The following is a 24,737-nucleotide window of genomic DNA, read 5'->3' as shown; positions in this document are numbered from 1 at the left end:
ACGCCGGGACGGTGAGCCGGGACACGCGCGGGCGGGCGCGTTGGCGATACGCTCGATCACGTGAGCGCACGGCTGCCGGTGTTCCCGCTCGGGACCGTCCTCTTCCCCGGGCTGGTCCTTCCGCTGCACATCTTCGAGGAGCGCTACAAGGCGCTGGTGCGCCACCTCGTCGCGCTGCCCGAGGACGCGCCACGCGAGTTCGGCGTGGTGGCGATCCAGGCCGGCTGGGAGGTGGCGCCGGCCGGGCCGCCGGGGCGTTCCGGGCCGGCCGGCGGAGAGGTCACGCTGCACGAGGTCGGCTGCACCGCCGAGCTGCGGCAGGTCACCGAGCTGGCCGACGGCGGCTTCGACATCGTCACCGTCGGGCGGCGACGGTTCCGGGTCGCCGAGGTGGACGCCTCCGCCGAGCCCTACCTCACCGCCGAGGTGGAGTGGCTGCCCGAGCCGGACGGCCCGGACGAGACCGCCGACCTGCTGGCGGCCCGGGTGATCTCGGTGTTCCGGCACTATCTGGGCCTGATCCGGCCGGACCAGCAGGAGATCACCGAACAGCTGCCGGAGGATCCCACGGTCCTGTCGCACCTGGTCGCGGCGACCGCCGCGCTGACCGTCGCCGACCGGCAGCGGCTGCTCGCCGTCGACGACACGGCCGGCCGGCTGCGCGCCGAGCTGCGCCTGCTCAACCGGGAGACGGCGTTGCTGCGGCGGGTGCGCGCGGTGCCGGTGCCGCTCAGCGAGCTGGCTGGTCCCCCGGCGCCGAACTGAAACCGGGCGGAGGCGGCGGCCAGGCGGCGTCGGGCTCCGGCTCCGGCCGCAGCGACGGCCACCGCGACCAGCCCGCCAGCAGCGTGTACGTGACGGCCGCACCGAACGCGGCGAGCAGCAGGTTCCCGTGCGGCAGCGGCAGCGGGCCGTACCAGTCGACGCCACCGGCGCGCAGGTCGACGGGCTTGGTGAACGCGGTGCCCGGCGGCGCGGTCTCCACCAGCCGCTGGAACGTCGACAGCCCGATCCGGCGGCCGACCTGCCAGGCCACCACCGCCGCGCCGAGGCCGCCGAGCGTCACCGTGAGCAGGCCGGCCGGGCCACGCCGGCGGCGCAGCAGCACCCACAGGGCGACGGCGGCGAGCACGCCGAAGCCGAGCGTCAGGAGGCTGAACCAGCCGTCCGCGGCGATCGGCTGTTCCGGCTGGGTGGTCGCGTAGACCGTGCCGGCCGGGGTCTGCCGCACCGGGGTGGCCGGGGCCGCCCACACCCACAGCAGCCCCAGCGGGGCGCCGAGCGCGGTGAGCAGCGCGACCACGCCGAGCACGGTGAGCAGCGGGCGGCCGGACCGGGTGGCGCCGGGCAGCTCCGCCGCCATGAACGGATGCCCGGCGAGCGGGTCGGCGCCGGGCGCGGTGACCGGTGTGCCGGCCGGCACCGGCAGGCCGCCGGGCCAGCCGGGCGGCTGAGCGGGCTCGGGCCGGGCGACGCCGTCGGGGCGCGGGCCGGGACCGCCGGTACGCGCGTCGGCGCCGTCGCTGCGCTCGCGCGCCCGCTCGGGCTCACTGGTGTCCGGACTCACGCGTTGATCCTCTCAGGCCCGGGCACGGTGCGGGGCGGTGGTCGGCGCTCAGCGCGCGAACGGTTCCAGCATCACCGCTGCCGCCTTGAGCCAGGCGTTGCGGGTCTCCGCCTGGAGCTGGTGGTACTCGATCGAGGAGCCGGTCTCCAGCGCCGGGTCGTAGGGCACCACGGCGACCACGCGGGTCCGGGTGGCGAAGTGCCGTTCCAGGTCGTCCTGCAACGAGGTACGCCCCGGGGTGGGGCACGAGATCAGCGTGACCGCGTTGTCGGCCAGCTCGCCCATGCCCTCCTCGTGCAGCAGGTCGAGCATCCAGTCCGCGCTGAACGCCGCGTCCTCGCGCGGCACCGTGGTCACCACGAGCTGGTCGGCGGCCTGCATGACGGTGCGCCAGTTGGGGCTCTCCACGTTGTTGCCGGTGTCCACGCAGACCACCTCGTGGGTGCGGCGCAGCAGCTCCAGCACCCGCTTGACGGTGAACTGGTCGAGCCGCTGGGCGAAGCGCGGGCTCTCCTCGCCGGCCAGCACGTCGTACGAGCCGTCCGAGGCGTGCCGCAGGTAGTCGTCGAGGTGCGACAGCAGCGTGTTGCCGTCGAGGATCTCGATCTGCGCCAGGTCGTGGATCAGGTGGCGGATGGTACGGGCGTGCCGGGCGCTGCCGGCCCGCAGACCGAGCGTGCCGCGCAGCTCGTTGTCGTCCCAGGCGAGCACGCCGCGCCCGCGTACGCTGCCCACCGTCGCGGCGGCGAGCACCGTCGCCGTGGTCTTGTGCACCCCGCCCTTGGGGTTGGCGAAGGCGAGCACCCTCGGGGTGCCCAGCTCGCGGCGGAGAACGCTGGTCGCCCGTTCCACCTCCGGGTCCGGCTCCGGGGCACGCCACTGCACCTGGGCCGCCTCGACCCGGCCGGACCGCCCCTCGGGCGGACGACGGGGCGCGGGCACCACCGGCTCCGGGACGGGCGGCGTGTCGGGCCGGTAGCGGCCCCGGTCGAGCAACGCGTAACGGGACTCGGCCGGCGGCGCGGGCCGGTAGCCGCCGTCGAGAAGGGAGTACCGGGACTCGACCGGCGCCTCGGCCCGGCCGAGCGGCTCCGCGCGGGCGGGCTCGGTCCGGCCGAGCGGCTCGGGGCGGGCGGGCTCGGCCCGGCCGAGCGGCTCCGCGCGGGCGGGCTCGGTCCGGCCGAGCGGCTCCGGGCGGGCGGGCTCGGGCCGCCAGGACGGTTCCGGGCGTGGCTCGGCGGTGAAGGGCTGCTCAGGGCGTGGGTCGGGCACGAAGGACGGGCCGGCACGCCAGGACGGGTCGGGCGGGTAGGGCTGCCCGGCCCGCCAGGACGGCTCCGGGTCGCTGCGGTACGCCGGTTCGGCCCGGTAGGCCGGCTCGCCGTCGTGCCGGGGGTCGGCGCGGAAGGCCGGGTCGACCCGGAACGTGGCCTCGGCCCGGTAATCGGGCTCGGCGCCGTACGACCCGTCAGGGGCACGACCGACGGGTGTGGCGCGACCGGTCCAGCCGGTGCCCGCGCCACGACGCGGCAGCGGGTCGGGCGGCGGGGCCGGATGCTCCTCGACGTGCCGGTCGGCGTCGGCGTGCTCCGCGCCGCGACCGCCGAGCCGGGCCCGGTCGAGCAGCGCACGCCACCGCGGCGCCGGCTCGCCCTGCCGACCCCAGCCGGTCTCGCTGCCGTCCAAGGATTCGCCCTCCCCCAGCCCATCGATCTCCGCCTGACAGGCTACGAACGAAACCCTATTCGGACCACTCCCCGCGCCGCGCATCGCCCATCGACCCGCCGCACGATGGGATCGGCCGGGTCACCGCGCGCCTGGACGTCTCAGGAGGTGGGAGCGGGATTGGGCGCCCCGGAGCCGGCGGCCGGGGCGGGGGCGGTCGGTGAAGGTCCGCTCACTGTCCGTGCGGCTTCCGACGAATCGCCCATTCCGCCTGCCTCGTCCGGGCCGGTGTCGGCCGGCGGCCGCACCACGTCACGTTGCTCGGGCAGCGGCGGGGTGAACACCGTCCGGTCCAGGCGGCGCACCTCCGGCGCCGGGTCCACCACCCGCACCCCCGCACGCCCGGCGAGGGCCCGCAGGGCGTCCGGCGCGGCACTCACCACCGCGGCGTAGACGCAGGCGCAGCCCGTCCGGTACGCCGCCGCCTCGCGGACGGCGACCTCGGCGCCGCTGTCGTACACCCGGCGCAGTTCCGTGTCGGCGGTGGCGGCGGCGCGGGAGCGGTAGTCGGCGGCCTCCCGGTCCTTGCGCCCGGCGACGCCGGCCATCCCGGCCACCACGTCCTGCGGCAGCCGCAGCGCCGCGATCCGGACGATCTCGGTCTGCCGGCCGGGCAGCGGCACCCGCGCGACCACCGCCGAGACCCGCGTGCCGTCCAGCGCGGCGGCCGCCCGCGCCGGGGTCAGGTAGTCGGCGAACGAGACGAGCGCGTAGCCGTCCGGCGCGTCGAGGCGGGCCAGTTCGTCCCCGGCGGCGCGCAGGTACTCCGGGATGCTCGCGCCGCCGGTCACGCCGACCCTGGTGACCTCGCCGACCGTGCGGTCGCTCACCGGCCGGTCCCGCCGCTGCGCCACCGCCACCACCAGCACCACGAGCGCGCAGGCCAGCGCGAGCCAGGTCAGCGCGGCGGACCGGGACCGGCGCGGCGGCGCGGGATGGTCGCTCACGTCAGTCGCGCAGGATCTCCAGCGCCCGGGCCAGGTCGTCCGGGTACTCGCTGACGAACATCACCTCGTCGCCGGTGCCCGGGTGCGCGAAGCTCAGCGAGCGGGCGTGCAGCCACTGCCGGGCCAGCCCCAGCCGGGCCGACAGCGTCGGGTCCGCGCCGTAGGTCAGGTCACCCACGCAGGGGTGCCGCATGCTGGAGAAGTGCACCCGGATCTGGTGCGTCCGCCCGGTCTCCAGCCGCACGTCGAGCAGGCTGGCCGCGGGGAACGCCTCCAGCGTGTCGTAGTGGGTGATGCTCGGCTTGCCGCCGGAGACCACCGCCCAGCGGTAGTCGTGGTGGGGATGCCTGTCGATCGGCGCGTCGACGGTGCCGCTCGACGGGTCCGGGTGGCCCTGCACCACGGCGTGGTAGCGCTTCTCCACCTCGCGGTACTTGAACGCCCGCTTCAGCGCGGTGTATGCGCGCTCGCTCTTGGCCACCGCCATGATCCCGGTAGTGCCCACGTCGAGCCGGTGCACCACGCCCTGCCGCTCGGCGGCGCCGCTGGTGGAGATCCGGTGGCCGATGCCGGCCAGCCCGCCGATCACGGTCGGGCCGGTCCAGCCCGGGCTCGGGTGCGCCGCCACCCCGACCGGCTTGTCCACCACCACGATGTCGTCGTCGGCGTACACCACCGTGAGGCCGGGCACCGCCTGCGGCACCACTGTCGGCGGCGCGGCCGGCGCGGGCAGGGTGACCTCCAGCCACGAGCCCGCCTTGACCTTGTACGAGTTGGGCCGGGCCACGCCGTCGACGAGCGCGTCGCCGGCGTCGATCAGACCGGCGGCGGCGGTGCGGGAGAGCCCGAACAGCCGGGACACGGCCTGGTCCAGGCGCATGCCGTCGAGGCCGTCGGGGACGGGCAGGGAGCGGGTGTCGCCGCCGGCGGCGAAGGCGGAGGTCACGCGGTCTCCCGCTGCTCGGCCGGGGCAGCGGCGTCGCGGTTGCCGGCGCGCTTCTCGTCACGCAGCCGGGAGCCGTCGCGCTGCCGGCCGGTCAGCTCCAGGAAGACCGCGAGCACCACGCCGCACACCAGCGAGCTGTCGGCCAGGTTGAACACCGGCCAGACCTGGCCGTACGGGTCGAAGAGGCTGATCATGTCGACCACGTGGCCGACGAAGTGCCCCGGCGCGCGGAAGATCCGGTCGATCAGGTTGCCCAGCGCGCCGCCCAGCACCAGGCCGAGCGACACCGCCCACGGCAGTGAGCGCAGCCGCACCGCCATCCAGGCGATCCACCCGATCACCACGAACGTGATGATCGGGAAGACCCAGGTGTGGTCGGAGCCGATGCTCCAGGCCGCGCCGCTGTTGCGGGTGAGGCTGAAGTAGACCGCGCCGCCGAGCACCGACACCGGCTCCCGGCCGGTCAGCTCGGCGAGCGCGAGCTGCTTCGTGCCGAGATCCGCCAGCAGCGAGAGCACGGACACGCCCAGCAGCAGGCCGACGGCCCTGCGGCGGGGCGCGCCGGCGCCCGACTCGGTGGTGCCGGCCCCGGCGGGCGGTGCTGCGGTCATCTGCTCCCCATCGACGTTCGCGACGGCGTGGTCACCGTCTGCCGTACGGCCGCCGGGGAGCGGTGATCAGCGCCGCTCCTCCAGCTGCTTGCACGTCACGCAGAGGGTGGCCGACGGGAACGCGGCGAGCCGCTCCACCGGGATCGGGTTGCCGCACCGCTCGCACCAGCCGTAGCCACCCTCGTCGAGGCGCTCCAGCGCGCGCTCGACCTGCGTGATCCGTTCCTTGATGCTGTTGGCGAGAGAGATCTCCTGCTCACGCTCGAACGTCTTGGTCCCGGTGTCGGCCTGGTCGTCCCCGGCCGAGTCGGTCAGCCGGTCGCGCTGCAGCTCGGTGATCTCGCTCAGCGTCTGATCGTACTCGGCGTTGAGCTCGTCCCGCCGCGCCGCCAGGGCGGCCCGGATCTTCTCGGTCTCCGCCGCGCTGCGGGTGGCCTTCGCCACCGGCTTGCGACCGGCGGTCCTGGTGTCGGCTGGCTTCGCCATCGTCAGCTCCCTCAGCCGCATGGCGCGGCGGTCAGCGGTACGTGGGCGGGGACGCCCTCGTCGGCGTCTCCGCGTACGGAAGGGTGCACGGCGAACGGGACCGCCGTGCACTCCGGAGGTTGGCAAGAATACGGAACGTACAGGCGTCCGACAATGTGCCGCACCGTCATCCCACGTATCCGCCCCGGACTGCCATCAATCGGGGCAAAAGGAACGGTAGCAGATCAGGGGGTCGATTCCTCGCCGTACTCCCCGAACCACCTCGCCAGCCGGCCCCGGCGGCTCACCGCCCGCAGCCGCCGCTCGGTCTCGTCCCGCACGCCCGCCGTGGCGACGATGAGCAGGCTGTCCCCGATCTTGAGCCGGGTGTCCGGGCCGGGCACGAAACCGACGCCGTCGCGCAGCACCAGGGTGACGGCGGCACCGACCGGCAGCCGCAGCTCGTCCACGTGCACCCCGGCCATCCGCGACCCGGCCGGCACCTCCAGCTGGAGCAGGTCGGCGCGCATCCGTTCCAGCGGGGCGGTCTCCAGCAGGATCTCGCTCGCCTCGGCCGGCGCGGTCACGCCCAGCCGGCGGGCCGCCGACGCCAGCGTGCCCGCTTGGAGCAACGTGAAGATCACCACCAGGACGAAGACCGCGTCGAACAGCCGGCCCGCCCCCGGCACGTGCAGCGACAACGGGATGGTCGCCAGCACCACCGGCACCGCGCCGCGCAGCCCGGCCCAGGACAGGAAGAGCTGCTCACGCAGGTTCACCCGGAACGGCAGCGCGGAGATCGCCACCGACAGCGGCCGGGCGAGCAGCAGCAGCGCCAGCCCGGTGATCACGGCCGGCAGCACCGCCGCATCCAGCCGGCTCGGCGACACCAGCAGGCCGAGCAGCACGAACAGGCCGATCTGGGCCAGCCAGGCCAGCCCGTCGGCGAAGCCGAGGATGGCCTGCCGGTGCGGCAGCCTGGAGTTGCCGAGCAGCACGCCCGCGACGTAGACGGCGAGGAAACCCGAGGCGTGCAGCACCGACCCGGCCGCGTACGCCAGCACGGTGAAGCCGACCACAGCGATCGGGTACAGGCCGGCCGACGGCAGCGCGGCCCGGCGCAGCGCGTACCGGCCGGCCAGCCCGGCACCGACCCCGACCGCCACGCCCGCGCTCAGCTCGTAGCCGACCAGCAGCACCTCGTACCACCAGGCGTGGGACGACTCGGCGCCGGCGCGGGAGAGCAGCAGCACCAGCAGCACGACCGGGGCGTCGTTCACCCCGGACTCGGCCTCCAGCGCGGCCACCAGCCGGGGCGGCAGGCGCAGCCGGCGCAGCGTGGCGAACACGGCCGCCGCGTCGGTGGAGGAGAGCACCGCGCCGTAGAGCAGCGCCAGCCGCCAGTCCAGGCCGAGCAGCAGGTGCACCACCACGCCGACGACCACGATGCTGACCACGACGCCGACCGTGGACAGCGCCGCGGCCAGGCCGAGCACCGGCCGCAACGTGCTCCACCGCGCGGTCAGGCCCCCCTCCGCGATGATCACGATGAGCGCGCAGAAGCCGAGCACCCGGGTCAGATCGACGTCGTCGAACCGGATACCCAGGCCGGCCTCGCCGAGCAGCACGCCGAGCGCCAGGTAGACCAGGAGACTCGGTACGCCGAGCCGGGTGGAGAACCGCACCGCGCCCACCGCGACCAGCAGCACGGCGGCGCCCACGAGCAACGCGACGTCGAGCCCCGGGGTCATCGCCGGCCGGCCGGACCGGATCTCACGCCGTGCTGCCGTCGCGCAGCCGGCGCAGCACCTCGGGCAGCCCGTCGTGCGGGCGCTCCACCAGGAAGAGCTTGTCCCGACTGGCCGCGCCGGAGCGCAGCGACACGGTCGCCGGCCGGACGCCGAGCGCGTCGGCGAGCGCCCGGCGGGCCGCCTCGGTGGCGCGGCCGTCCACCGCGGGCGCGTGCACCGCGACGACGAGCGCGGGACCGTACGGGCCGTCGAACCGTCCGCCCACCCGGGCACGGGCCGCGCCGGGCTTCACCCGCACCGCGACGGTGAGCGTGTCGTCCGCGATCGCCATGGTCAGCGCGGAGCCTCGGCGAGCAGGGTGGTGGCGGCGGCGCAGTGCGCGCACGGGGTGAAGCCCAGCCCGACCGCCTCGGCCACCGGCAGCGGCTCGTCGTCGCGGCCCACCAGGTGCGGGCAGTCGGGCAGATGGAAGCGGGGGTGCCCGTCGACCACCAGGACGTCGGCGGGCAACCGGACCAGCCGGGCGACCTCCCCGGCGGAGAGGAACTCGGCCGGCGGATCGCCGTCGAACGCCTCGCCGGGTGCGGGCGAGGTGGGGCGGGGGGCCTGCGGAACGCGCGGGCCGGGCGGCGAGTAGGGCGCGGGTTCCTCGTACGGCCCGGCGGCGGCTCCGGCGTCGGACGGCGGCGGGTACGGCGCGGTGGCGGCGGGCTCGTACGGGTCGGTTTCGAACGGCTCGGCTGGCGGCGAGTACGCGGCCGGCGGCGGTGCGTCGTCCGGCTCGGTCACCGGCGACCCGGGCGGTTGCCGCCACCCGGATCCGCCGGTGCCGGCGGTGGACGTGTGGTGCGGGACCGGGCTCACCGTTTCGTCAGGGGACGAGACGGTGTGCGGGGTCCGCAGCCGCGGCCCGGTCTCCCGGCCGGCCGTGGCCCGCGCCGCGGCGGCCTGGCGGGCGAACGCGACGAAGGCGACGGCGGACAGCAGACTGGCCGCGATCGAGACGATGAGCAGGAGGCTGGATCCGCCGACGAGGCCGGCGATCAGCAGCACGACCGCGACGAGGATGAGCAGGATGCTGGCGGCTACCACGGCTCACCCCCGGCCGCGTCGTGTCGGTCTGGGCGGTCGGTGGCCGTCCCGGGGGGACGGCCACCGATGCGGGATCAGCGGCCGGACTCGAGCGAGCCCGCGCGGCCACCGCCGTAGGAGCCGGCCGTGGCGAGACCGTTGCTGCCGGTGGCGCGGTTGCCCTCGCGGTTCATCTCGACCTCGAGACCCTGACCGCGACCGTCGAGGTCACGCAGCTGGCTCTCCAGGTACGCCTTGAGGCGGGTGCGGTACTCGCGCTCGAACTGCTTGAGCTCCTCGATGTGCTTCTGCAGCGCGGTGCGCTTGGCGTCCAGGCCGCCCATGGCCTCCTGGTGCCGCTGGCGGGCGTCCCGCTCCAGGGCGTCGGCCTTGGCGCGCGCCTCCCGGGTGACCTCCTCGGCCTTGGAACGGGCCTCGGAGAGCAGCTGGTCGGCCTCGCGACGGGCGTCGGAGACGTGGTCGTCGGCGGTGCGCTGGGCCATCATGAGCACCCGCAGCGCCTGCTGCTCGCCGTCGCCGGTCACCCCGGCCGGGCCACCCTGCGTGCGCACCTGCTCCAGCTCGGCCTGCATCGCACGGGCCGCCTGCTCGGCGGCCGCCTTGTCGCGCTGCACCCGGTCGAGCTGGGCCTTGACGTCGTTGAGCTCCGCCGCGAGGCGGGCGTCACCGCCGGGGCCGGCGGGAGCGCCACCCCGACCGCCGCGCTCCACCTGGGCGCGCAGCTCGTTGTTCTCCTCGATCAGACGGGCCAGCTCGCGCTCGACCTCGTCCAGGAAGGCGTCGACCTCCTCCTCGTCATACCCCCGCTTGCCGATCGGCGGCTTTTTGAAGGCGACGTTGTGAACGTCGGCCGGGGTCAGCGGCATCGAAACTCCTCGGGTCAGTTGCGGCCGCGAAAGCGCTCTGGTCAGGCAAACGCGAAGATCAGGCGCCTAAACACGAACTCCATCAGCACGAACAGGATAACCAGGAGCACAAGGGAGGCCAGGTCGATGCTCACGGTACCAATTCGCAGTGGCGGGATCACACGCCTCAACGCTCGCAGGGGCGGATCAGTGACGCTCCACACGACTTCCAGCCCCGCCGACGCTCCCCGGCCCGGTTGCCAGCGGCGACCGTAGGCCAGTACCGCGCCCAGAACGAATCGCCCCAAAAGGACAATTAGGAAGATATACAGCAGCAGGTAGAGCACCTGGAACAGGATCGACAACACGGCAGGCGACGTCCCTCGGTCATGGTCAGCTCAGGCTGAAGAAGCCGCCCTCAGCGATCTTGGCCTTGTCCTCCGCGGTGACCTGGACGTTGGCCGGTGAGAGCAGGAACACCCGGTTGGTCACGCGCTCGATCGTACCGCGCAGACCGAACGCGAGCCCGGCGGCGAAGTCGACCAGCCGGCGGGCGTCCGCCTCGTCCATCTCGGTGAGATTGATGATCACCGGTACGCCGTCGCGGAAGTGCTCGCCGATGGTCCGCGCCTCGCGGTACGTGGTCGGGTGCAGCGTGGTGATCTGATACCGCTGCTCGTCCTCCGGCGCCACCGCCCGCTCGCGCGGCTGGACCTGCGGCGCGAGGGCGAGATTGTCCCGGGTGTGGTACGACAGGGCGCCCGACGTGTCACCGCCGGAGGACCGGGTGATCGACCGCACGCTGGAGCGCTCGACCCGCTCCGGGCGCTCGGACTCGCCCCGGTCGGTGTCGACCGAGCGGCTGGAGGCGCGCTCGGACAGCCGGCCGCGGTCGCCGAGCCGGCTGCGCGTCGTCGGCGGCTCCTCGGCCTCGTCGTCGTCCTCGTCGGCGAACTCCTCGGCGTACCGGCTCGACCGGTAGCGCGACGAGTCCCGGTAGCTGCCCTTGTCGTAGCCACCGTCCTCGTACGCCCGCTCGTCGTCCTCCTCGACGAGACCGAGCCAGACCCCCGCCTTGCGCAGTGCACCCATCCCCGCGCCCTTCCGTCCGCCGTGCGGCACGCGCCCCCGTGCCGTGTCGCTTGATCACAAGTGGACGATCATGCCCACCGGACCGGATCGGCAATCCCCTGACGCGCGGTTCGCGGTCCGCCCGTCACGGCCCCCGGCTACGGGAACGCCGTCCTGAACAACACTGATGTAATTTGCTTCCGTCTTCGTGAGGCTACCGCAGCGCAGGGCGCATTCCGAGCAACGCGCTGCCGACACGGACATGTGTCGCGCCGTACCCGATTGCGCTCTCCAGGTCTCCGCTCATGCCCGCCGACAGCGCCGTGGCGCCCGGATGGTCGGCCCGCAGCGCCGCCGCCACCTCGGCCAGCCGGGCGAACGCCCGGTCCGGCTCCCAGCCCAGCGGCGCCACCGCCATCAGGCCGGCCAGCCGCAGCCCGTCGGCGCCGGCCACCGCCGCGGCCACCGGGCCGAGCCCGCGCTGCGGATCGGCCGCGCCCGGCAGCGCCCCGCCCCGGGCCGCGTCGCCGTCGATGCTCACCTGCACCAGCACGTCCAGCGGCCGGTCCCGGAGGGCGCCGGCCGCGGCGTCCAGCGCGGCGGCCAGCCGGACGCTGTCCACCGACTGGACCACGTCGGCGTACCGGACCACCGAACGGGCCTTGTTGCGCTGCAGCTGGCCGATGAAGTGCCAGCGCGGCGCCACCCCGGCGGCGGCCACCGTCTCGGCCTTCGGCGCCGCCTCCTGGTCGCGGTTCTCGCCGACGTCGGTCACGCCCAGACCGGCCAGCGCGACCACGTCCGCCGCCGGGTACGTCTTGGTCACCGCGACCAGGGTGACCTCGTCGCGCTGCCGTCCGGCCGCCGCGCAGGCGTCGGCGATGCGGGCCCGGACCCGGGCCAGTCCGGCCGCGAGTTCGGCGCGCCGCTCGGGACGCACCGCCGTCTGTGACTCCGTCATCGGCGCGGCTCAGGACCCGTTCTTGAGGAAGTCGGGCACGTCGACGTCGTCGAAGAGCACCCGGCGCGACGGCTGCTGCGGCGCCGGCATGGTGGACGGCGGGCTCACCGGCGCGTTCGGCTGGGCCGGCGGGTTCTGGTTGCTCTTGCGCGGCGGCTCCACCGCCTTGTACGCCGGCGTGCCCCCGTCGAAGCCGGCCGCGATCACGGTGACCCGCACCTCGTCGCCGAGCGCGTCGTCGATGACGGCGCCGAAGATGATGTTCGCGTCCGGGTGGGCCGCGTCGGTGACCAGTTGCGCCGCGTCGTTGATCTCGAACAGGCCGAGGTCCGACCCGCCGGCGATGGACAGCAGCACGCCGCGCGCGCCGTCCATGCTCTGCTCCAGCAGCGGGCTGGAGATGGCCGCCTCGGCCGCCTCCACGGCGCGGTTCTCGCCGCGGGCGCTACCGATGCCCATCAGCGCGCTGCCGGCGCCGCTCATCACGCTCTTGACGTCGGCGAAGTCCAGGTTGATCAGGCCCGGCGTGGTGATCAGGTCGGTGATGCCCTGGACACCGGAGAGGAGCACCTGGTCCGCGGTCCGGAACGCGTCCATCATGGAGATGTTGCGGTCGCCGAGCGCGAGCAGCCGGTCGTTCGGGATCACGATGAGCGTGTCGCACTGGTTGCGCAGCTCCTCGATGCCCGCCTCGGCCTGGACCTGCCGGCGCTTGCCCTCGAACGAGAACGGCCGGGTGACCACGCCGATGGTGAGCGCGCCGAGCTTGCGGGCGATGTTCGCCACCACCGGCGCGCCGCCGGTGCCGGTGCCGCCGCCCTCGCCGCAGGTCACGAACACCATGTCCGCGCCCTTGAGGACCTCCTCGATCTCGTCGCGGTGGTCCTCGGCGGCGTTCTTGCCGACGTCCGGGTTGGCGCCCGCGCCCAGTCCCCGGGTCAGCTCCCGGCCCACGTCGAGCTTGACGTCGGCGTCACTCATCAGCAGCGCCTGCGCGTCGGTGTTGATCGCGATGAACTCGACGCCCTTGAGCCCAACCTCGATCATCCGGTTGACGGCGTTGACGCCGCCGCCCCCGATGCCGACGACCTTGATGACCGCCAGGTAGTTGTGCGGAGGTGTCATCTCCGGTCCTTTCCCTTCGAGATTGGCATGGGCCGACCCCACACGGCTTGGCCGGATCAGCGGTCGAACATGTCCCTCGTCGCCTCCGACGGCTGAACTCTCACCCTCTACTAGAGGCTTACAGTTATGTCAACCACTGATCTCTTCCGGGCAACGTATGCGCCGCCGCGCCAGGAGCCAAGGACCTGTTCCGGCGTGTCGCCGACCGAGCGACAGGGGACACATCACCTGCCCGCTGAGCCGAGGGTCACTCGAACGTGACCACGTCCGGCGCGCTGACGTCGATCCGGTCCGCCTTGCGGCTCAGCAGGGCGGTGGCCACCGTCGACTTGTCCGCGCCCCGGGAGGCGTCGCCCCAGAAGACCTGACGCTCGCCGCGCAGCAGCAGCGTGATCCGCGCCAACCCGGCCACGTCCACCGCGACCAGCTCCGCACGCAGCTTCTCGCCCAGCGCGGCGAGCACCGCCAGGCCGGCCCGCGTACCCGGGTCGTCGGGGCCGGGCCGGGCGACCCGGACCTGCGGCAACCCGTCCGGCGCCCGGTCCAGGCGCTGGAACACCACGCCGGAGCCGTCGACGACCACGAAACCGTCACCCTGTGGCACCGCCGCCACCGGCGTGCGCTCCTGCACCCGGATCACCAGCGTGCCCGGCCACTCCCGCTCCACAGTGGCACGGGCCACCGGCGGCAGCGTGCCGACCCGGCGCGCGGTCGCGTCCAGGTCCACCCGGGCCAGCGGCTCGTCGTCCGGCACCGCCGCCGCGTCGCGGATCTGCACCGGAGTGACCAGCCGCGCGCCGACCACCCGTACCTCGCGCACGCCGAACAGTCCGGTGCCCAGCACCGTCCACGCGACCAGGCCCGCGACGGCCATCACCGCGGCGGCCACCGCCCAGGGCAGCGCGGCCCGCATCCGCCGCTGCCGGGCCCGGGCCATGAACCGGCGGGTCGACGGCGGCACGGCGTCCGCGTTGGCCCGCACGAGCTGCCAGCGCCGGGCCGGGCTTCGCCGCCCGGCGCCGCCGTCCGGTCCGGGGGTACGGCCGCGGGCCGGACCGGGACTCATCCGGCGGGGGTCGCCGCGCCGTCCGGGTCGACGCCGGCGCCGAGCCCCGCGCCCTCGCCGGAGCGGGCGAGCAGGCCGTCGAGCAACTGGTCACCCATCAGCGAGATCGGCGGCGCCCCCATGGTCACCACGACGTCGCCGGCACGCGCCCGCCGGGCCACCTCGCCCGGCACGTCGTCCCACGCCTCCACGAACACCTTGCGCTCGGCCGGCAGCGGCACCACCTCGATCAGCGCGGCCGAGCCCTCGCCGGGGCGGCGTGTCTCGCCGGGACCGAAGACCTCCAGCAGCACCACCTCGTCGGCGATGCCGAGCGCGGCGGCGATCTCCGCCTGGTTGTCGCGCGTGCGGTAGAGCCGGTACGGCTGGAAAACCACGATCAGCCGGCCGTCGCCGGCGACCTCGCGCAACGTCTGCAACGCCAGCGTCATCGAGGTCGGGTGGTAGGCGTACTCGTCGTAGACCAGCACGCCGTCCGCCGCGCCCTTGCGCTCGAAGCGGCGCCGCACGCCGGGGAACGCGCCGAGCGCGGCCTCCGCGGCGGCCACCGGCAGTTCCAGCAGGTACGCGACGAGCACCGCGGCGGCGCTGTTGAGCGCCATGTGCCGGCCCGGTACGGGCAGCCGGATCTCGCCCAGCGGCCGGCCCTCGATCTCGGCCTGGAAGCGCACCCCGTGCGCGGAGGAGACGACCTCGCTCATCCGCAGGTCCGCGTCGGCGGACTCGCCGTAGGTCCAGACCCGGCGGCCCTCGGCGCGCAGCGTCTCGGCCAGCCGGCGCCCGCCCGCGTCGTCGGCGCAGGTGATCACGAACCCGGCCGGGTCGGTGAGCCGGGCGAACTCGGCGAACGCCGCCTCCAGGGTGGCCAGGTCGCCGTAGGTGTTGAGGTGGTCCGCCTCGACGTTCGTGATGATCGACACGAACGGCCGGTAGATGAGGAAGGAACGGTCGCTCTCGTCCGCCTCGACCACGAAGTGCTCGCCGGTGCCGTGGTGCGCGCCGGAACCCACCTCGGAGATCTCGCCGCCGATCACGAACGACGGGTCGGTGCCGGCCTGCTGGAGCACCATGGTGACCATCGAGGTGGTGGACGTCTTGCCGTGGGTGCCGGCCACCGCCACCGTGCGGCGGCCGGTCATCGCGGCGGCGAGCGCCTCGGAGCGGTGCAGCACCCGCAGGCCCCGCCGACGCGCCTCGACCATCTCCAGGTGGTCCTGCGGGATGGCGGAGGAGTAGACCACCGTGTCCACCCCGTCGAGGTTGGACGCCTCGTGGCTGGAGTGGATGGTGCCGCCCAGCGCCCGCAGGCCGGCCAGTGACGGCCACTCCCGCAGCTCGCTGCCGGAGACCGGCAGGCCCCGGGTGAGGAAGAGCCGGGCCAGCCCGGCCATCCCGACGCCGCCCACCCCGATCAGGTGGATCCGGCCCAGGTCCTCCGCCGTCATGGTGCCGGCGGGCGTGAACTGCGCGGTGTTCATCAGACGTACCTTCCCGTCGCGGCGCCCTTCATCAGCGGGCCACCGCCTCGTAGACGAAGTTCAGCAGCGCCACGTCGCCGTCCCGGCGGCCGTACCCGGCCGCGGCGGCGCCCATCGCGTGCAGCCGCTGCGGGTCCCGGATCAGCGGGATCACCGTCCGCTCCAGCCACGCCGGGGTCATCTCGGCGTCGTCGACCAGCAGCCCGCCGCCGGCCTCCACCACCGGCAGCGCGTTGCGCTTCTGCTCCTGGTTGCTGTGCGGGTAGGGCACGTAGACGGCCGGGAGGCCGATCGCGGCCACCTCGGCGCAGGTCATCGCGCCGCCCCGGGCCAGCATCAGGTCGGCGGCGGCGTAGCCCAGTTCCATCTCGGACAGGTACGGCAGCGTGACGTACGGCACCGGCAGGTCGGTGGGGACCGAGACCGGCTCGTTGCGGGCGCCGATGACGTGCAGCACCTGAACGCCGTTGCGGGCCAGCTCCTTCGCCGCGCCGGAGACGGCCAGGTTGATCGAGCGGGCGCCCTGCGAACCACCGGCGACGAACAGCACCGGCAGGTCGGGACGGAGTCCGAAGTGGGCGCGGGCGGCGTCGCGCAGGGCGGCCCGGTCCAGCCCGGCGATGCCCCGGCGCAGCGGCACACCCACCACGCGGGCGTCACGCAACGCCTCGGCCTGAGCCGGCTGGTGCGGGAAGCCCACCGCGACGTTCTTGGTGAACTTCATCCCGAGCCGGTTCGCCACGCCCGGCGGCACGTTCACCTCGTGGATGACGATGGGCAGTTCCCGCCGCCACGCGGCCAGGTAGCCGGGCACCGAGACGTACCCGCCGAAGCCGACCACGGCGTCGGCCTGGACCTCGTCGATCACCTTGCCCGCCGCGCGCGCCGCCTTCCACATCCGGTCCGGGGTACGCACCAGGCTCATGTTCACCGACCGGGGAAGCTGGTAGGCCGGGATCTGCCGCAGGTCGTAGCCGGCCGGCGGGATCAGCTCGTTCTCCAGCCCTTTCGGCGTGCCCAGACAGGTGATCCGGACGCTCGGGTCGTGTCGGCGCAGGCAGTCGGCGAAGGCGAGCAGCGGGTAGATGTGCCCGCCCGTACCCCCTCCGCAGAGCACCACCGAACGCAGCGGACCCATCAGCGTCTCCTCTCGTTCGCCGTTCCGGCGCGCGCCCGGTCGGACCGGGCGCCGCGCGGCGCGGCCTGGTCGTCCTGCCGCCGCTGCCGGGACCGGGGCACGGACCCTCGGTCGGCCGGAGGCGGCGCCGGTCGGCGGCGCCGGCCGGGAAGCGGCGGCAACGGGGCCCACACTAGTCGGACCCATCGGGCGGGCGGACGGGCGTGCAGCGCTCGCGCCGCGTCCGGCTCCGCGCGGGCGAACGAGGCGAGCATGCCGATCGCGGCGAGCGTCACCACGAGGGCGCTGCCGCCGTCGGAGATGAACGGCAGCGGCACGCCGGTCAGTGGCAGCAGCCCGGTCACGCCGCCGACGTTGATGACGGCCTGGCCGACCAGCCAGGCGGTCACCCCGGCGGCGGCGAGCCGGCGGAACGGGTCCTCGACCCGGCGGGCGATCCGCATCCCGGTGTACGCGAGCACGGCGAACAGCGTCAGGACCACCGTGCAGCCCACCACGCCCAGTTCCTCGGCGACGATGGCGAAGATGAAGTCGTTGTGCGCCTCGGGCAGGTAGTTCCACTTCAGCGAGCTCTGCCCCAGGCCGACGCCGAACCAGCCGCCGTTGCCGATCGCGTAGCGCGCCTGCACGAGCTGGTAGCAGTAGTCGAGCTGCTGCTCGAAGCAGGTCTTCGGGTCCGGCGGGTCGAGCCACATGGTGAGGCGGCCGAGCCGGTAGTTGTCGGCGTCCCGGGAGCCGGAGCCCGCGCCGAGTGAGGCGGCGGCCACCAGCAGGCCGACGCCGGCCAGGCCGATCGCGGACAGCGCGGCGAACACCCGGGCCCGCACCCCCGCCGCCCAGAGCATGCCGACCACCAGCGCGAGCAGGCAGAGCATGCTGCCCAGGTCGTTGTAGCCGACCAGGACGAACAGCAGGCCCACCACCGGGAACAGCGGCGTGGCCAGTTCCTTCCACCAGCCCAGCGCCGCGCCCTTGCGGGCCAGCACGTGCGCCGCCCACAGCACCAGCGCGAACTTCGCCACCTCGACCGGTTGCAGCGAGATCGGGCCGAGGGACAGCCAGAGGAGCTCGGCCTTCAACGGCCCGATCGACGTCACCCCGAACAGCGAGTTCAACGCGACGAGCAGGTTGAGTGTGAGCAGCAGCGCCACCGCCACGCCGAGCGCCGGGCGGCTCACCGCCCGGAACGTGCGCGCGGGCAGCCGCTGGCAGGCCCAGAACGCGCCGATGCCGATCACCGCGAACACGGCCTGTTTGGTCAGCGACGCGGACGCGTCGCCGCCCTCGGCGAAGTCCTTCACGCTGGTGGCGGAGAAGACCATGGTGAGGCCGATGAGCAGCAGCAGGCCGGCGCTGGACAGCAGCAGGTAGTACGAGGCCAGCGGCCGGGCCAGCAGACCGCGCAGCGCGGCCAGGCCGCCGGCCGGATCCCAGCGCGCCCCGGGCGGGTCGGCCGGTGGCGTGGCCGCCGGGGCACGGCGGGCCGGCGGGTCGCTGGTCACCTGGATGTCTCGTCCCTCCCCCACAGGCCCATCATGGCCGCTCGACCCGCCCGCCCGTGGCGCAACGGCCCGGTCGGCGTGTCGGCCGTCAGCTCACGGCGGCGAGGAACTCGCTGTAGAACAGCCCCAGCGCGATGGCCACGCCGATGCCGGCGATGATCCAGAAGCGGACCACGATGTTTACCTCGCTCCAGCCGGCCAGCTCGAAGTGGTGCTGCAGCGGCGACATCCGGAACACCCGCTTGCCGGTGGTACGGAAGGAGATGATCTGGATGACCACGGACATCGTGACGATCACGAACAGGCCGCCCAGGATCGGCAGCAGCAGGATGGTCCGGGTGGACATCGCCATGCCGGCGATCAGACCACCCAGGCCGAGCGCGCCGGTGTCACCCATGAAGATCCGCGCCGGGGACGTGTTCCACCACAGGAAGCCCACACACGCCCCGGCCGCCGCACCGGCGATCAGCGCGATCTCCAGCGGGTCACGCACGGCGTAGCAGTACGACTCGGTGTAGTTCGGGTCGGCGCACCAGTGCCGGTACTGCCAGAACGCGATGAGCGCGTACGCCGCGAGCACCATCACCGAGGCGCCGGTGGCCAGTCCGTCCAGGCCGTCGGTGAGGTTGACGCCGTTCGTGGCCGCCATCACCACCATGATGATCACGATCACCGCGCCGACCTTGCCGATCTCCAGCGCCGTGATGTCCCGGATGAAGCTCAGCGTGGTGCTGCCGACCGTCTCGGTGTTCGTCGCGTTGCCGCTGACGTCGGTCATGCTCGACGGGAAGTAGACCGCCACCGCGCCGAACGCCGCGCCGACAAGGATCTGCCCGGCCAGCTTGCCGCGCTTGTTGAGGCCGCCGCTGTGCCGCTTGCGCACCTTCAGGAAGTCGTCGATGAAGCCGACCGCACCGGAGAACACCATCAGCCCCAGCAGCACCAGCGCCGTGATGGTCGGCTCGACCTGCGCGATCTGCTTGTCTGGCAGCGTGGTCAGCGCCAGGTGCCCGGCGACGTACGCGATGACGGTGGCCAGGATGAACACCACGCCGCCCATCGTCGGCGTGCCCTTCTTGCCCTGGTGCATGGCCGGGCCCTCGGCCCGGATCGGCTGCCCGGCCTTGAGCCGGGTGAACACCTTGATCGCGATCGGGGTGCCGAACAGCGAGATCAGGAACGCGACGCCGATGGCGACGATGACCGCCCTCATACGGCGCCGCCCTCCGTCGCGCCCTCGGGGGCGTCCGCGCGCAGCGCGTCGGCCACCTCCCAGGTCCGGTACCGGGAGCCCTTAACCAGCACCACGTCTCCCGGACGCAGCTCGCTCCGCAGCACCTCGACGGCCGCCGCCTGATCGGTGAGCAGCACCGACTCTCCTCCCCAGTTACCTACCGCTGTCGCGCCCTCGTGGATCGGCGCCGCCGGCTCGCCCACCACGAGCAGCCGGTCCACTCCCAGCTCGGCCGCGAGCCGGCCGACCTGCTGATGCCCCTCGCGTTCGAAGTCGCCCAGCTCGGCCATGTAGCCGAGCACCGCGACGGTACGCCCCTCCCCGCGCATGCTGGCCAACGCCCGCAGCGCCACGCCGGTGGAGGCCGGGTTGGCGTTGTACGAGTCGTCGATCACGGTCACCCCGTCGGGACGCTCGAAGACGTCCATCCGCCGGGTGGAGACCAGGCCCAGCTCGTTCAGCGCCGCCGCCAGGTCGGGCAGCGGCAGGCCCAGCTCCCGGCCGACCGCCGCGGCGGCGAGCGAGTTGGAGACCTGGTGCCGGCCGGTCAGCCCGAGCCGCACCGGCGCGCTGCCCTCCGGGGTGACAAGGGTGTACGACGGCCGTCCCCGGCCGTCGAGCGTCACCTCCACGGCCCGCACGTCGGCGCGCTCCGACTCGCCGTAGCGGATCACCCGGGCCCGGGTACGCGTCGCCATCGCGTCGACCCGCGGGTCGTCGGCGTTGAGCACGGCCAGCCCGTCTTCCGGCAGCGCCTCGACCAGCTCCCCCTTGGCGAGCGCGATGGCCTCCACCGAGCCGAACTCGCCCAGGTGCGCCACGCCGACGTTGAGCACCACCGAGATCCGCGGCGGCACCACGTCGCACAGGTAGCGGACGTGCCCGACCCCGCGGGCGCCCTTCTCCATCACCAGGTAGCGGGTCTGGGAGGTGGCCTGCAACGCCGTGTACGGGTGCCCCAGCTCGTTGTTGAACGAGCCGGGCGGCGCCACCGTCGCGCCGAGCCGGACCGCGATCTGGGCGATCAGGTCCTTGGTGGTGGTCTTGCCGGACGATCCGGTCAGCCCGATCACCGTCAGCCCGGGCAGCCGGTCGACCACCGTGCGGGCCAACCGGCCCATCGCGTCGAGCGCGTCGCCGACCAGCACCATCGGCACGCCCGGCACCTCCCGGGTGCCGAGCACCGCCACCGCGCCGGCGGAGATTGCGCCGGCCGCGTAGTCGTGGCCGTCCACCTGCTCCCCGGGGAAGGCGACGAACAGCCCGCCCGGGCTCACCTTGCGGGAGTCGAACTCGACGGTGCCGGTGATCCGGGCGTCCGGGTCGGCACCGGCCAGCCGGCCGTCGACAGCGGCGGCCACCTCGGCCAGCGTCAGCGGGATCACCGCTGACCCACCAGGTCACCGAAGCGGGCGCGCAGCGCCGCCGCCAGCTCCACCCGGTCGTCGAACGGCAGCACCTCGCCGCCGATCTCCTGTCCGCGTTCCTGGCCCTTACCCAGCACGGCCACCACGTCACCCGGTTCGGCCACCCGGACCGCCTCCTCGATCGCCGCCCGCCGTCCGGGCACCTCGATGACGCGGGCCGGGGTCGCGGCGGCGTACGCGCCGGCCAGCACCTCGGCCCGGATCGCGGCCGGGTCCTCGGTCCGCGGGTTGTCGTCGGTCACCAGCACCACGTCGGCGCCGCGCGCGGCCACGCCGCCCATCACCGGCCGCTTGCCCCGGTCCCGGTCGCCGCCGGCGCCGAGCACGCAGATCAGCCGGCCGGTGGTCAGGCCGCGCAGCGCGGTCAGCACCGCCTCGATCGCGTTGGCCTTGTGGGCGTAGTCGACGACCCCGCGCACCGGGGCGTCCCCGCTGACCAGTTCCAGCCGGCCCGGCACGCCACCGCAGGCGGCCACGCCGCGCGCCGCCGTCTCCGCGTCCACCCCGGCGGCGACCAGCAGCGCGACGGCCAGCAGCGCGTTCGCGACGTTGTGCCGGCCGGGCAGCGCCACGCCGGTGGGCAACATCAGGCCGTCCGGCCCGTGCAGCGTGAAGCGCTGCGCGTACCCCTCGCCGTCGACGCCGTCGGCCCACCAGGTCGCGTCCGGGTCGCCGGCCGCCGAGTAGGTGACGGTGCCCGGCTTGTACAGCGGGCGCAGCGCCGGATCGTCGTGGTTGAGCACCTCGACCCGGCAGCGGCCGTCGAACAGCCTGGCCTTGGCCGCGAAGTAGTCCGCCTCGTCGGCGTGGAAGTCCAGGTGGTCGGAGCCGAAGTTGGTGTAGCCGCCGACGTCGAACCGGACACCGCCGACCCGGCCCATGGCGAGGGCGTGGCTGGACACCTCCATGACCACGGTGTCCACCCCGTGCTCGCGGGCCACCGCGAGCATGGCATGCAGGTCGGTGGCCTCCGGTGTGGTCCGGACGCTGTCGATCACCAGGTCCCCGAGGCGGGTCTCCACGGTGCCGATGAGTCCGGTGACGTGCCCGGCGGCGCGCAGCCCGGACTCCACCAGGTAGCTGGTGGAGGTCTTGCCGGCGGTGCCGGTCACCCCGATCACGGCCAGGCCGGCGGTCGGGTCGCCGTAGATGGTCGAGGCCACCTCGCCGAGCGCGTCGCGCGGGTCGTCGACGACGAGCACGGGCAGGTCCGTGCCGGCCGCCAGCGCCACGCCTGCCGGGTCGGTGAGCAGCGCCACCGCGCCCGCCTCGGCGGCGGCGGCGGCGAACTCCGCGCCGTGGCGCCGGACGCCGGGCAGGGCGGCGTACAGGTCGCCGGGGCGTACCTCCTGGCTGGCGTGGGTCACGCCGGTGACGGCCGGCTCGGCGGCCTCCTCCGGCACGGTCGCCGCCAGGCGGGCGGCGAGGTCGCCGAGCCGTACGGGACGCACGGTTGTGGGACGTGGATTGCCGGGCACGGCGTCAGACCCTACCCGGTCGTCCGGTTCCGACCGCACAGCCGCCCCGGTGGTTCGTCGCCACTCACCGATGATGTCCCGCCGTCCCCGCTCAGCGCGGAAAGACCTCGAACTTCGGGGACTTGTTCGTGAGCGACGGCGGCACCCGGTAGTGGCGGAGAGTGAAGCCCATCATCTCCCGGAACGCGGGCGCGGCGACCGCGCCGCCACCGCCGCCGGGGCTCCACACGAAGACCGCCACCACGTACCGGGGGTTCTCCGCCGGGGCCATGCCGATGAACGAGCCGACCTCGCCGGGCTGGAGCTTGCCGCCGTCGTAGCGCAGCCCGGTGCCGGTCTTGCCGGCCACCCGGTAGCCGGGCACCGCCGCGGCCAGCCCGGTCGCCGGGCCTTCCGGGCCGTCGACCGTGGTGACCGCCTCCATCATCTGGCGCAGCGCCGCCGCGTTGGCCGGGCTGAGCACCGAACGGGTGGTGGGCGCCGCGGCGGGGCTGCGCGCGCCGTCCGCGCCGATGGTCTCCTTGACCAGGTGCGGCTGCACGTACGTGCCGTTGTTGGCGATGGCGGCGTACGCGGCGGCCATCTGCAGCGGCGTGGCGTCCACGCTGTGCCCGATCGGCACCGACCCGTACGCCGAGCCGCTCCACTGGTCCGGCGGCAGCAGCCGGCCGGGCGCCTCACCGGGCATGCCCTCGCCCGTCGCCTGGCCCAGCCCGAACCGCTTCTGGTAGTCGAACAGCCGCTCCTTGCCCAGTTTCTCGGCGACCTCGATGGTGCCGACGTTCGACGAGTAGGCGAGCATGCCGGGGATGCTCATGGTGCGGCCGCCCACCGGGTGGGTGTCGCGGAAGGTGATGCCGCCCCGCACGATCGTGTTCGCCACCGGGAACGAGGTGTCCGGCGTGATCACGCCCTCCTGGAGCGCCGCGCCGTACGTGATCGCCTTGTGGATCGAGCCGGGGTCGACCACGAAGGTGGTGGCCGCGTCGTCCCGGTCGGCCGGCGAGCCGACCTTCGTGGGGTTGGCCGCGTCGTACGTGGGCTGGCTGGCCTGCGCCAGCACCTCACCGCTCGGCACCTCGATGATCACCGCCGCGCCGACGCTGCCCTTCACCTTCGCCGTCTGCCGGGCCAGGATCCGCTGCGTCATGAACTGCAGGTCCCGGTCGACGGTGAGCTTCAGCGAGCTGCCCGGTTGCGGCTGGGTGGTGCGGCTGTAGCCGCCCGGGATGGGTGCGGCCAGGTCTCCGAGGCCCACCTCGTAGGTCCGCTTACCCGCCTGCCCGCGCAGCACGTCGTCGTACTTGGCCTCCAAGCCCTCCAGGCCGTTCATGTCCTGGCTGACGAAGCCGATCAGGTTGGCGGCCAGGTCGCCGCCGGGCACCTCACGACGCTCGTCGCGGTGCACGTTGATGCCGGCCAGTTCGAGCGCCATGATCCGCTTGGCGGTGCCGATCTCGACGCCACGGGCCAGGTAGACGAACTGCAACGGGGTGTCGGTGCCGGGCAGGGTGCGCTTGCGCATCTTCTCGGCCAGGTCGGAGGCGGGCATCCCGAGCAGCGGGGAGAGCAGGCGCGCGGCGGCGAACCGGTCCTTGACCCGGGTCGGGTCGGCGAACACGTACCGGGCCTCGACGCTGTGCGCCAGCGGCTCGCCGCTGCGGTCGAGGATCGCCCCGCGCGCGGCGGGCAGCTCGACCACGGCGAGCCGGTTGGGCAGGCCGCCGTCGGCGTATGCCGGGGTGTCCACGGTCTGGAGGTAGACCAGGCGCACGCCGATGCTGGCGAACAGCGTCAGCGCCAGCAGGGTGCCGAGCCGCAGGCGCCGGCGCGGGTCGCCCAGCCGCGGCGGCCGGCGCGGCTTGCGGACCGGGCGGCGGGGCTGGGCGGCCGGGCGGCGCGGCTGGGACCGGCGGCGCGGCGGCGGTGCGTCGTCCTCGTCGTCGAACGGTTCCCGCACCGGCCGGGACGAGACAGTCCGCACCACGCCGGCCCGGCTGCCCGCGGCGGTGGACCGGCGGCCGGACCGGGCGCCGTCGGTGGCGGGCTCGCGTGTGCCGGCCCGCCCGGCCCGGCCGCCGTCGAGCACCTGCAACGCGGGTCGGAACGGGTCGCCGGACCGGTTGCTCCGGGGGGTACGCCGTTGCTCGGCGCCACCGCCCTCACGCACGGTCCGCCCGCGCGGGGTGTACGCGCGGGCGTCGGAGATCCCGCCGAGGCCCGGCTCGCGCGGCTCCGACCCCCGCGACGATCCGCGCCGGGAGCCAGTGGCGTCCCGGCGCGGATCCTCCGATCTCGGCGGCATCGC

Annotated in this window: 23 protein-coding genes; 1 reads left to right on the top strand and 22 read right to left on the bottom strand. The window is 74.3% G+C overall.

What is annotated here, in order from left to right; translation table 11 throughout:
- The first annotated feature begins 60 nt into the window (after positions 1-60).
- Positions 61-765, top strand: a complete 705-nt coding sequence (locus ACFYO8_RS15165) for an LON peptidase substrate-binding domain-containing protein (RefSeq protein ID WP_354870193.1) — start codon at positions 61-63, stop codon at positions 763-765.
- Here the strand turns inward: ACFYO8_RS15165 and ACFYO8_RS15160 are convergent.
- From ACFYO8_RS15160 to ACFYO8_RS15055, 22 genes are all read right to left on the bottom strand, one after another.
- Positions 731-1,567 (bottom strand): DUF2567 domain-containing protein, encoded by an 837-nt coding sequence (locus tag ACFYO8_RS15160; RefSeq protein ID WP_354870191.1) that lies wholly within the window; start codon positions 1,565-1,567, stop codon positions 731-733. The genes ACFYO8_RS15165 and ACFYO8_RS15160 overlap by 35 nt on opposite strands.
- A gap of 48 nt (positions 1,568-1,615) precedes the next feature.
- Complete coding sequence (locus tag ACFYO8_RS15155; protein WP_354870189.1) at positions 1,616-3,253, bottom strand: ATPase; 1,638 nt, start codon at positions 3,251-3,253, stop codon at positions 1,616-1,618.
- A 140-nt stretch (positions 3,254-3,393) separates the two neighbouring features.
- Positions 3,394-4,239, bottom strand: a complete 846-nt coding sequence (locus tag ACFYO8_RS15150) for a hypothetical protein (protein ID WP_354870187.1) — start codon at positions 4,237-4,239, stop codon at positions 3,394-3,396.
- Position 4,240: 1 nt separating this feature from the next.
- Complete coding sequence (locus ACFYO8_RS15145; protein WP_354870185.1) at positions 4,241-5,185, bottom strand: RluA family pseudouridine synthase; 945 nt, start codon at positions 5,183-5,185, stop codon at positions 4,241-4,243.
- Entirely contained in the window at positions 5,182-5,796 is a 615-nt protein-coding gene (lspA, locus tag ACFYO8_RS15140; protein WP_354870183.1) for a signal peptidase II, read from the bottom strand. Before lspA ends, ACFYO8_RS15145 begins: the two co-directional genes overlap by 4 nt.
- A gap of 66 nt (positions 5,797-5,862) precedes the next feature.
- A complete protein-coding gene (locus ACFYO8_RS15135; RefSeq protein WP_018785248.1) occupies positions 5,863-6,282 on the bottom strand; it encodes a TraR/DksA C4-type zinc finger protein in 420 nt (139 codons plus the stop codon).
- 224 nt (positions 6,283-6,506) lie between these two features.
- On the bottom strand, positions 6,507-8,012 hold the full coding sequence (locus tag ACFYO8_RS15130) for a potassium/proton antiporter (RefSeq protein ID WP_387257272.1): 1,506 nt from the start codon (positions 8,010-8,012) through the stop codon (positions 6,507-6,509).
- Positions 8,013-8,034: 22 nt separating this feature from the next.
- A complete protein-coding gene (locus ACFYO8_RS15125) occupies positions 8,035-8,343 on the bottom strand; it encodes a DUF167 domain-containing protein (RefSeq protein WP_354870179.1) in 309 nt (102 codons plus the stop codon).
- 2 nt (positions 8,344-8,345) lie between these two features.
- A complete protein-coding gene (locus ACFYO8_RS15120; protein WP_354870176.1) occupies positions 8,346-9,104 on the bottom strand; it encodes a hypothetical protein in 759 nt (252 codons plus the stop codon).
- 74 nt (positions 9,105-9,178) lie between these two features.
- Positions 9,179-9,970 carry a DivIVA domain-containing protein gene (locus ACFYO8_RS15115; RefSeq protein ID WP_354870173.1) on the bottom strand — a complete coding sequence of 264 codons (792 nt, stop codon included), beginning with the start codon at positions 9,968-9,970 and terminating at the stop codon, positions 9,179-9,181.
- A gap of 41 nt (positions 9,971-10,011) precedes the next feature.
- Positions 10,012-10,317: a YggT family protein gene (locus ACFYO8_RS15110; protein ID WP_354870170.1), complete on the bottom strand. Its 306-nt coding sequence runs from the start codon at positions 10,315-10,317 to the stop codon at positions 10,012-10,014.
- 25 nt (positions 10,318-10,342) lie between these two features.
- Entirely contained in the window at positions 10,343-11,041 is a 699-nt protein-coding gene (locus ACFYO8_RS15105) for a cell division protein SepF (protein WP_354870167.1), read from the bottom strand.
- Between the two features lie 193 nt (positions 11,042-11,234).
- A complete protein-coding gene (locus ACFYO8_RS15100) occupies positions 11,235-11,981 on the bottom strand; it encodes a YggS family pyridoxal phosphate-dependent enzyme (protein ID WP_357707363.1) in 747 nt (248 codons plus the stop codon).
- Between the two features lie 9 nt (positions 11,982-11,990).
- Positions 11,991-13,106 carry a cell division protein FtsZ gene (gene ftsZ / locus ACFYO8_RS15095; protein WP_354870162.1) on the bottom strand — a complete coding sequence of 372 codons (1,116 nt, stop codon included), beginning with the start codon at positions 13,104-13,106 and terminating at the stop codon, positions 11,991-11,993.
- Between the two features lie 247 nt (positions 13,107-13,353).
- Entirely contained in the window at positions 13,354-14,172 is an 819-nt protein-coding gene (locus tag ACFYO8_RS15090; protein WP_355095551.1) for an FtsQ-type POTRA domain-containing protein, read from the bottom strand.
- Positions 14,169-15,650, bottom strand: coding sequence for a UDP-N-acetylmuramate--L-alanine ligase (murC, locus tag ACFYO8_RS15085; protein WP_355095553.1), 1,482 nt, complete (start codon positions 15,648-15,650; stop codon positions 14,169-14,171). Before murC ends, ACFYO8_RS15090 begins: the two co-directional genes overlap by 4 nt.
- A gap of 31 nt (positions 15,651-15,681) precedes the next feature.
- Positions 15,682-16,788: an undecaprenyldiphospho-muramoylpentapeptide beta-N-acetylglucosaminyltransferase gene (gene murG, locus ACFYO8_RS15080; RefSeq protein WP_354870154.1), complete on the bottom strand. Its 1,107-nt coding sequence runs from the start codon at positions 16,786-16,788 to the stop codon at positions 15,682-15,684.
- Positions 16,788-18,290 carry an FtsW/RodA/SpoVE family cell cycle protein gene (locus tag ACFYO8_RS15075; protein WP_387188802.1) on the bottom strand — a complete coding sequence of 501 codons (1,503 nt, stop codon included), beginning with the start codon at positions 18,288-18,290 and terminating at the stop codon, positions 16,788-16,790. The genes murG and ACFYO8_RS15075 overlap by 1 nt, the downstream gene beginning before the upstream one ends.
- An 88-nt stretch (positions 18,291-18,378) precedes the next feature.
- A complete protein-coding gene (gene mraY, locus ACFYO8_RS15070; protein ID WP_354870151.1) occupies positions 18,379-19,503 on the bottom strand; it encodes a phospho-N-acetylmuramoyl-pentapeptide-transferase in 1,125 nt (374 codons plus the stop codon).
- A complete protein-coding gene (gene murF / locus ACFYO8_RS15065) occupies positions 19,500-20,909 on the bottom strand; it encodes a UDP-N-acetylmuramoyl-tripeptide--D-alanyl-D-alanine ligase (protein ID WP_357707360.1) in 1,410 nt (469 codons plus the stop codon). Before murF ends, mraY begins: the two co-directional genes overlap by 4 nt.
- Complete coding sequence (locus ACFYO8_RS15060; RefSeq protein ID WP_357707358.1) at positions 20,906-22,468, bottom strand: UDP-N-acetylmuramoyl-L-alanyl-D-glutamate--2,6-diaminopimelate ligase; 1,563 nt, start codon at positions 22,466-22,468, stop codon at positions 20,906-20,908. The genes murF and ACFYO8_RS15060 overlap by 4 nt, the downstream gene beginning before the upstream one ends.
- Positions 22,469-22,520: 52 nt before the next feature.
- On the bottom strand, positions 22,521-24,734 hold the full coding sequence (locus ACFYO8_RS15055; protein ID WP_357707356.1) for a penicillin-binding protein 2: 2,214 nt from the start codon (positions 24,732-24,734) through the stop codon (positions 22,521-22,523).
- Between the last annotated feature and the right edge of the window lie 3 nt (positions 24,735-24,737).

Source organism: Micromonospora sp. NPDC005257, from assembly GCF_042872445.1.
Classification (GTDB): Bacteria; Actinomycetota; Actinomycetes; order Mycobacteriales; family Micromonosporaceae; genus Micromonospora.
Note: the sequence above shows the minus strand (reverse complement) of the source record. Positions and strands in the feature narration are given on the sequence as shown.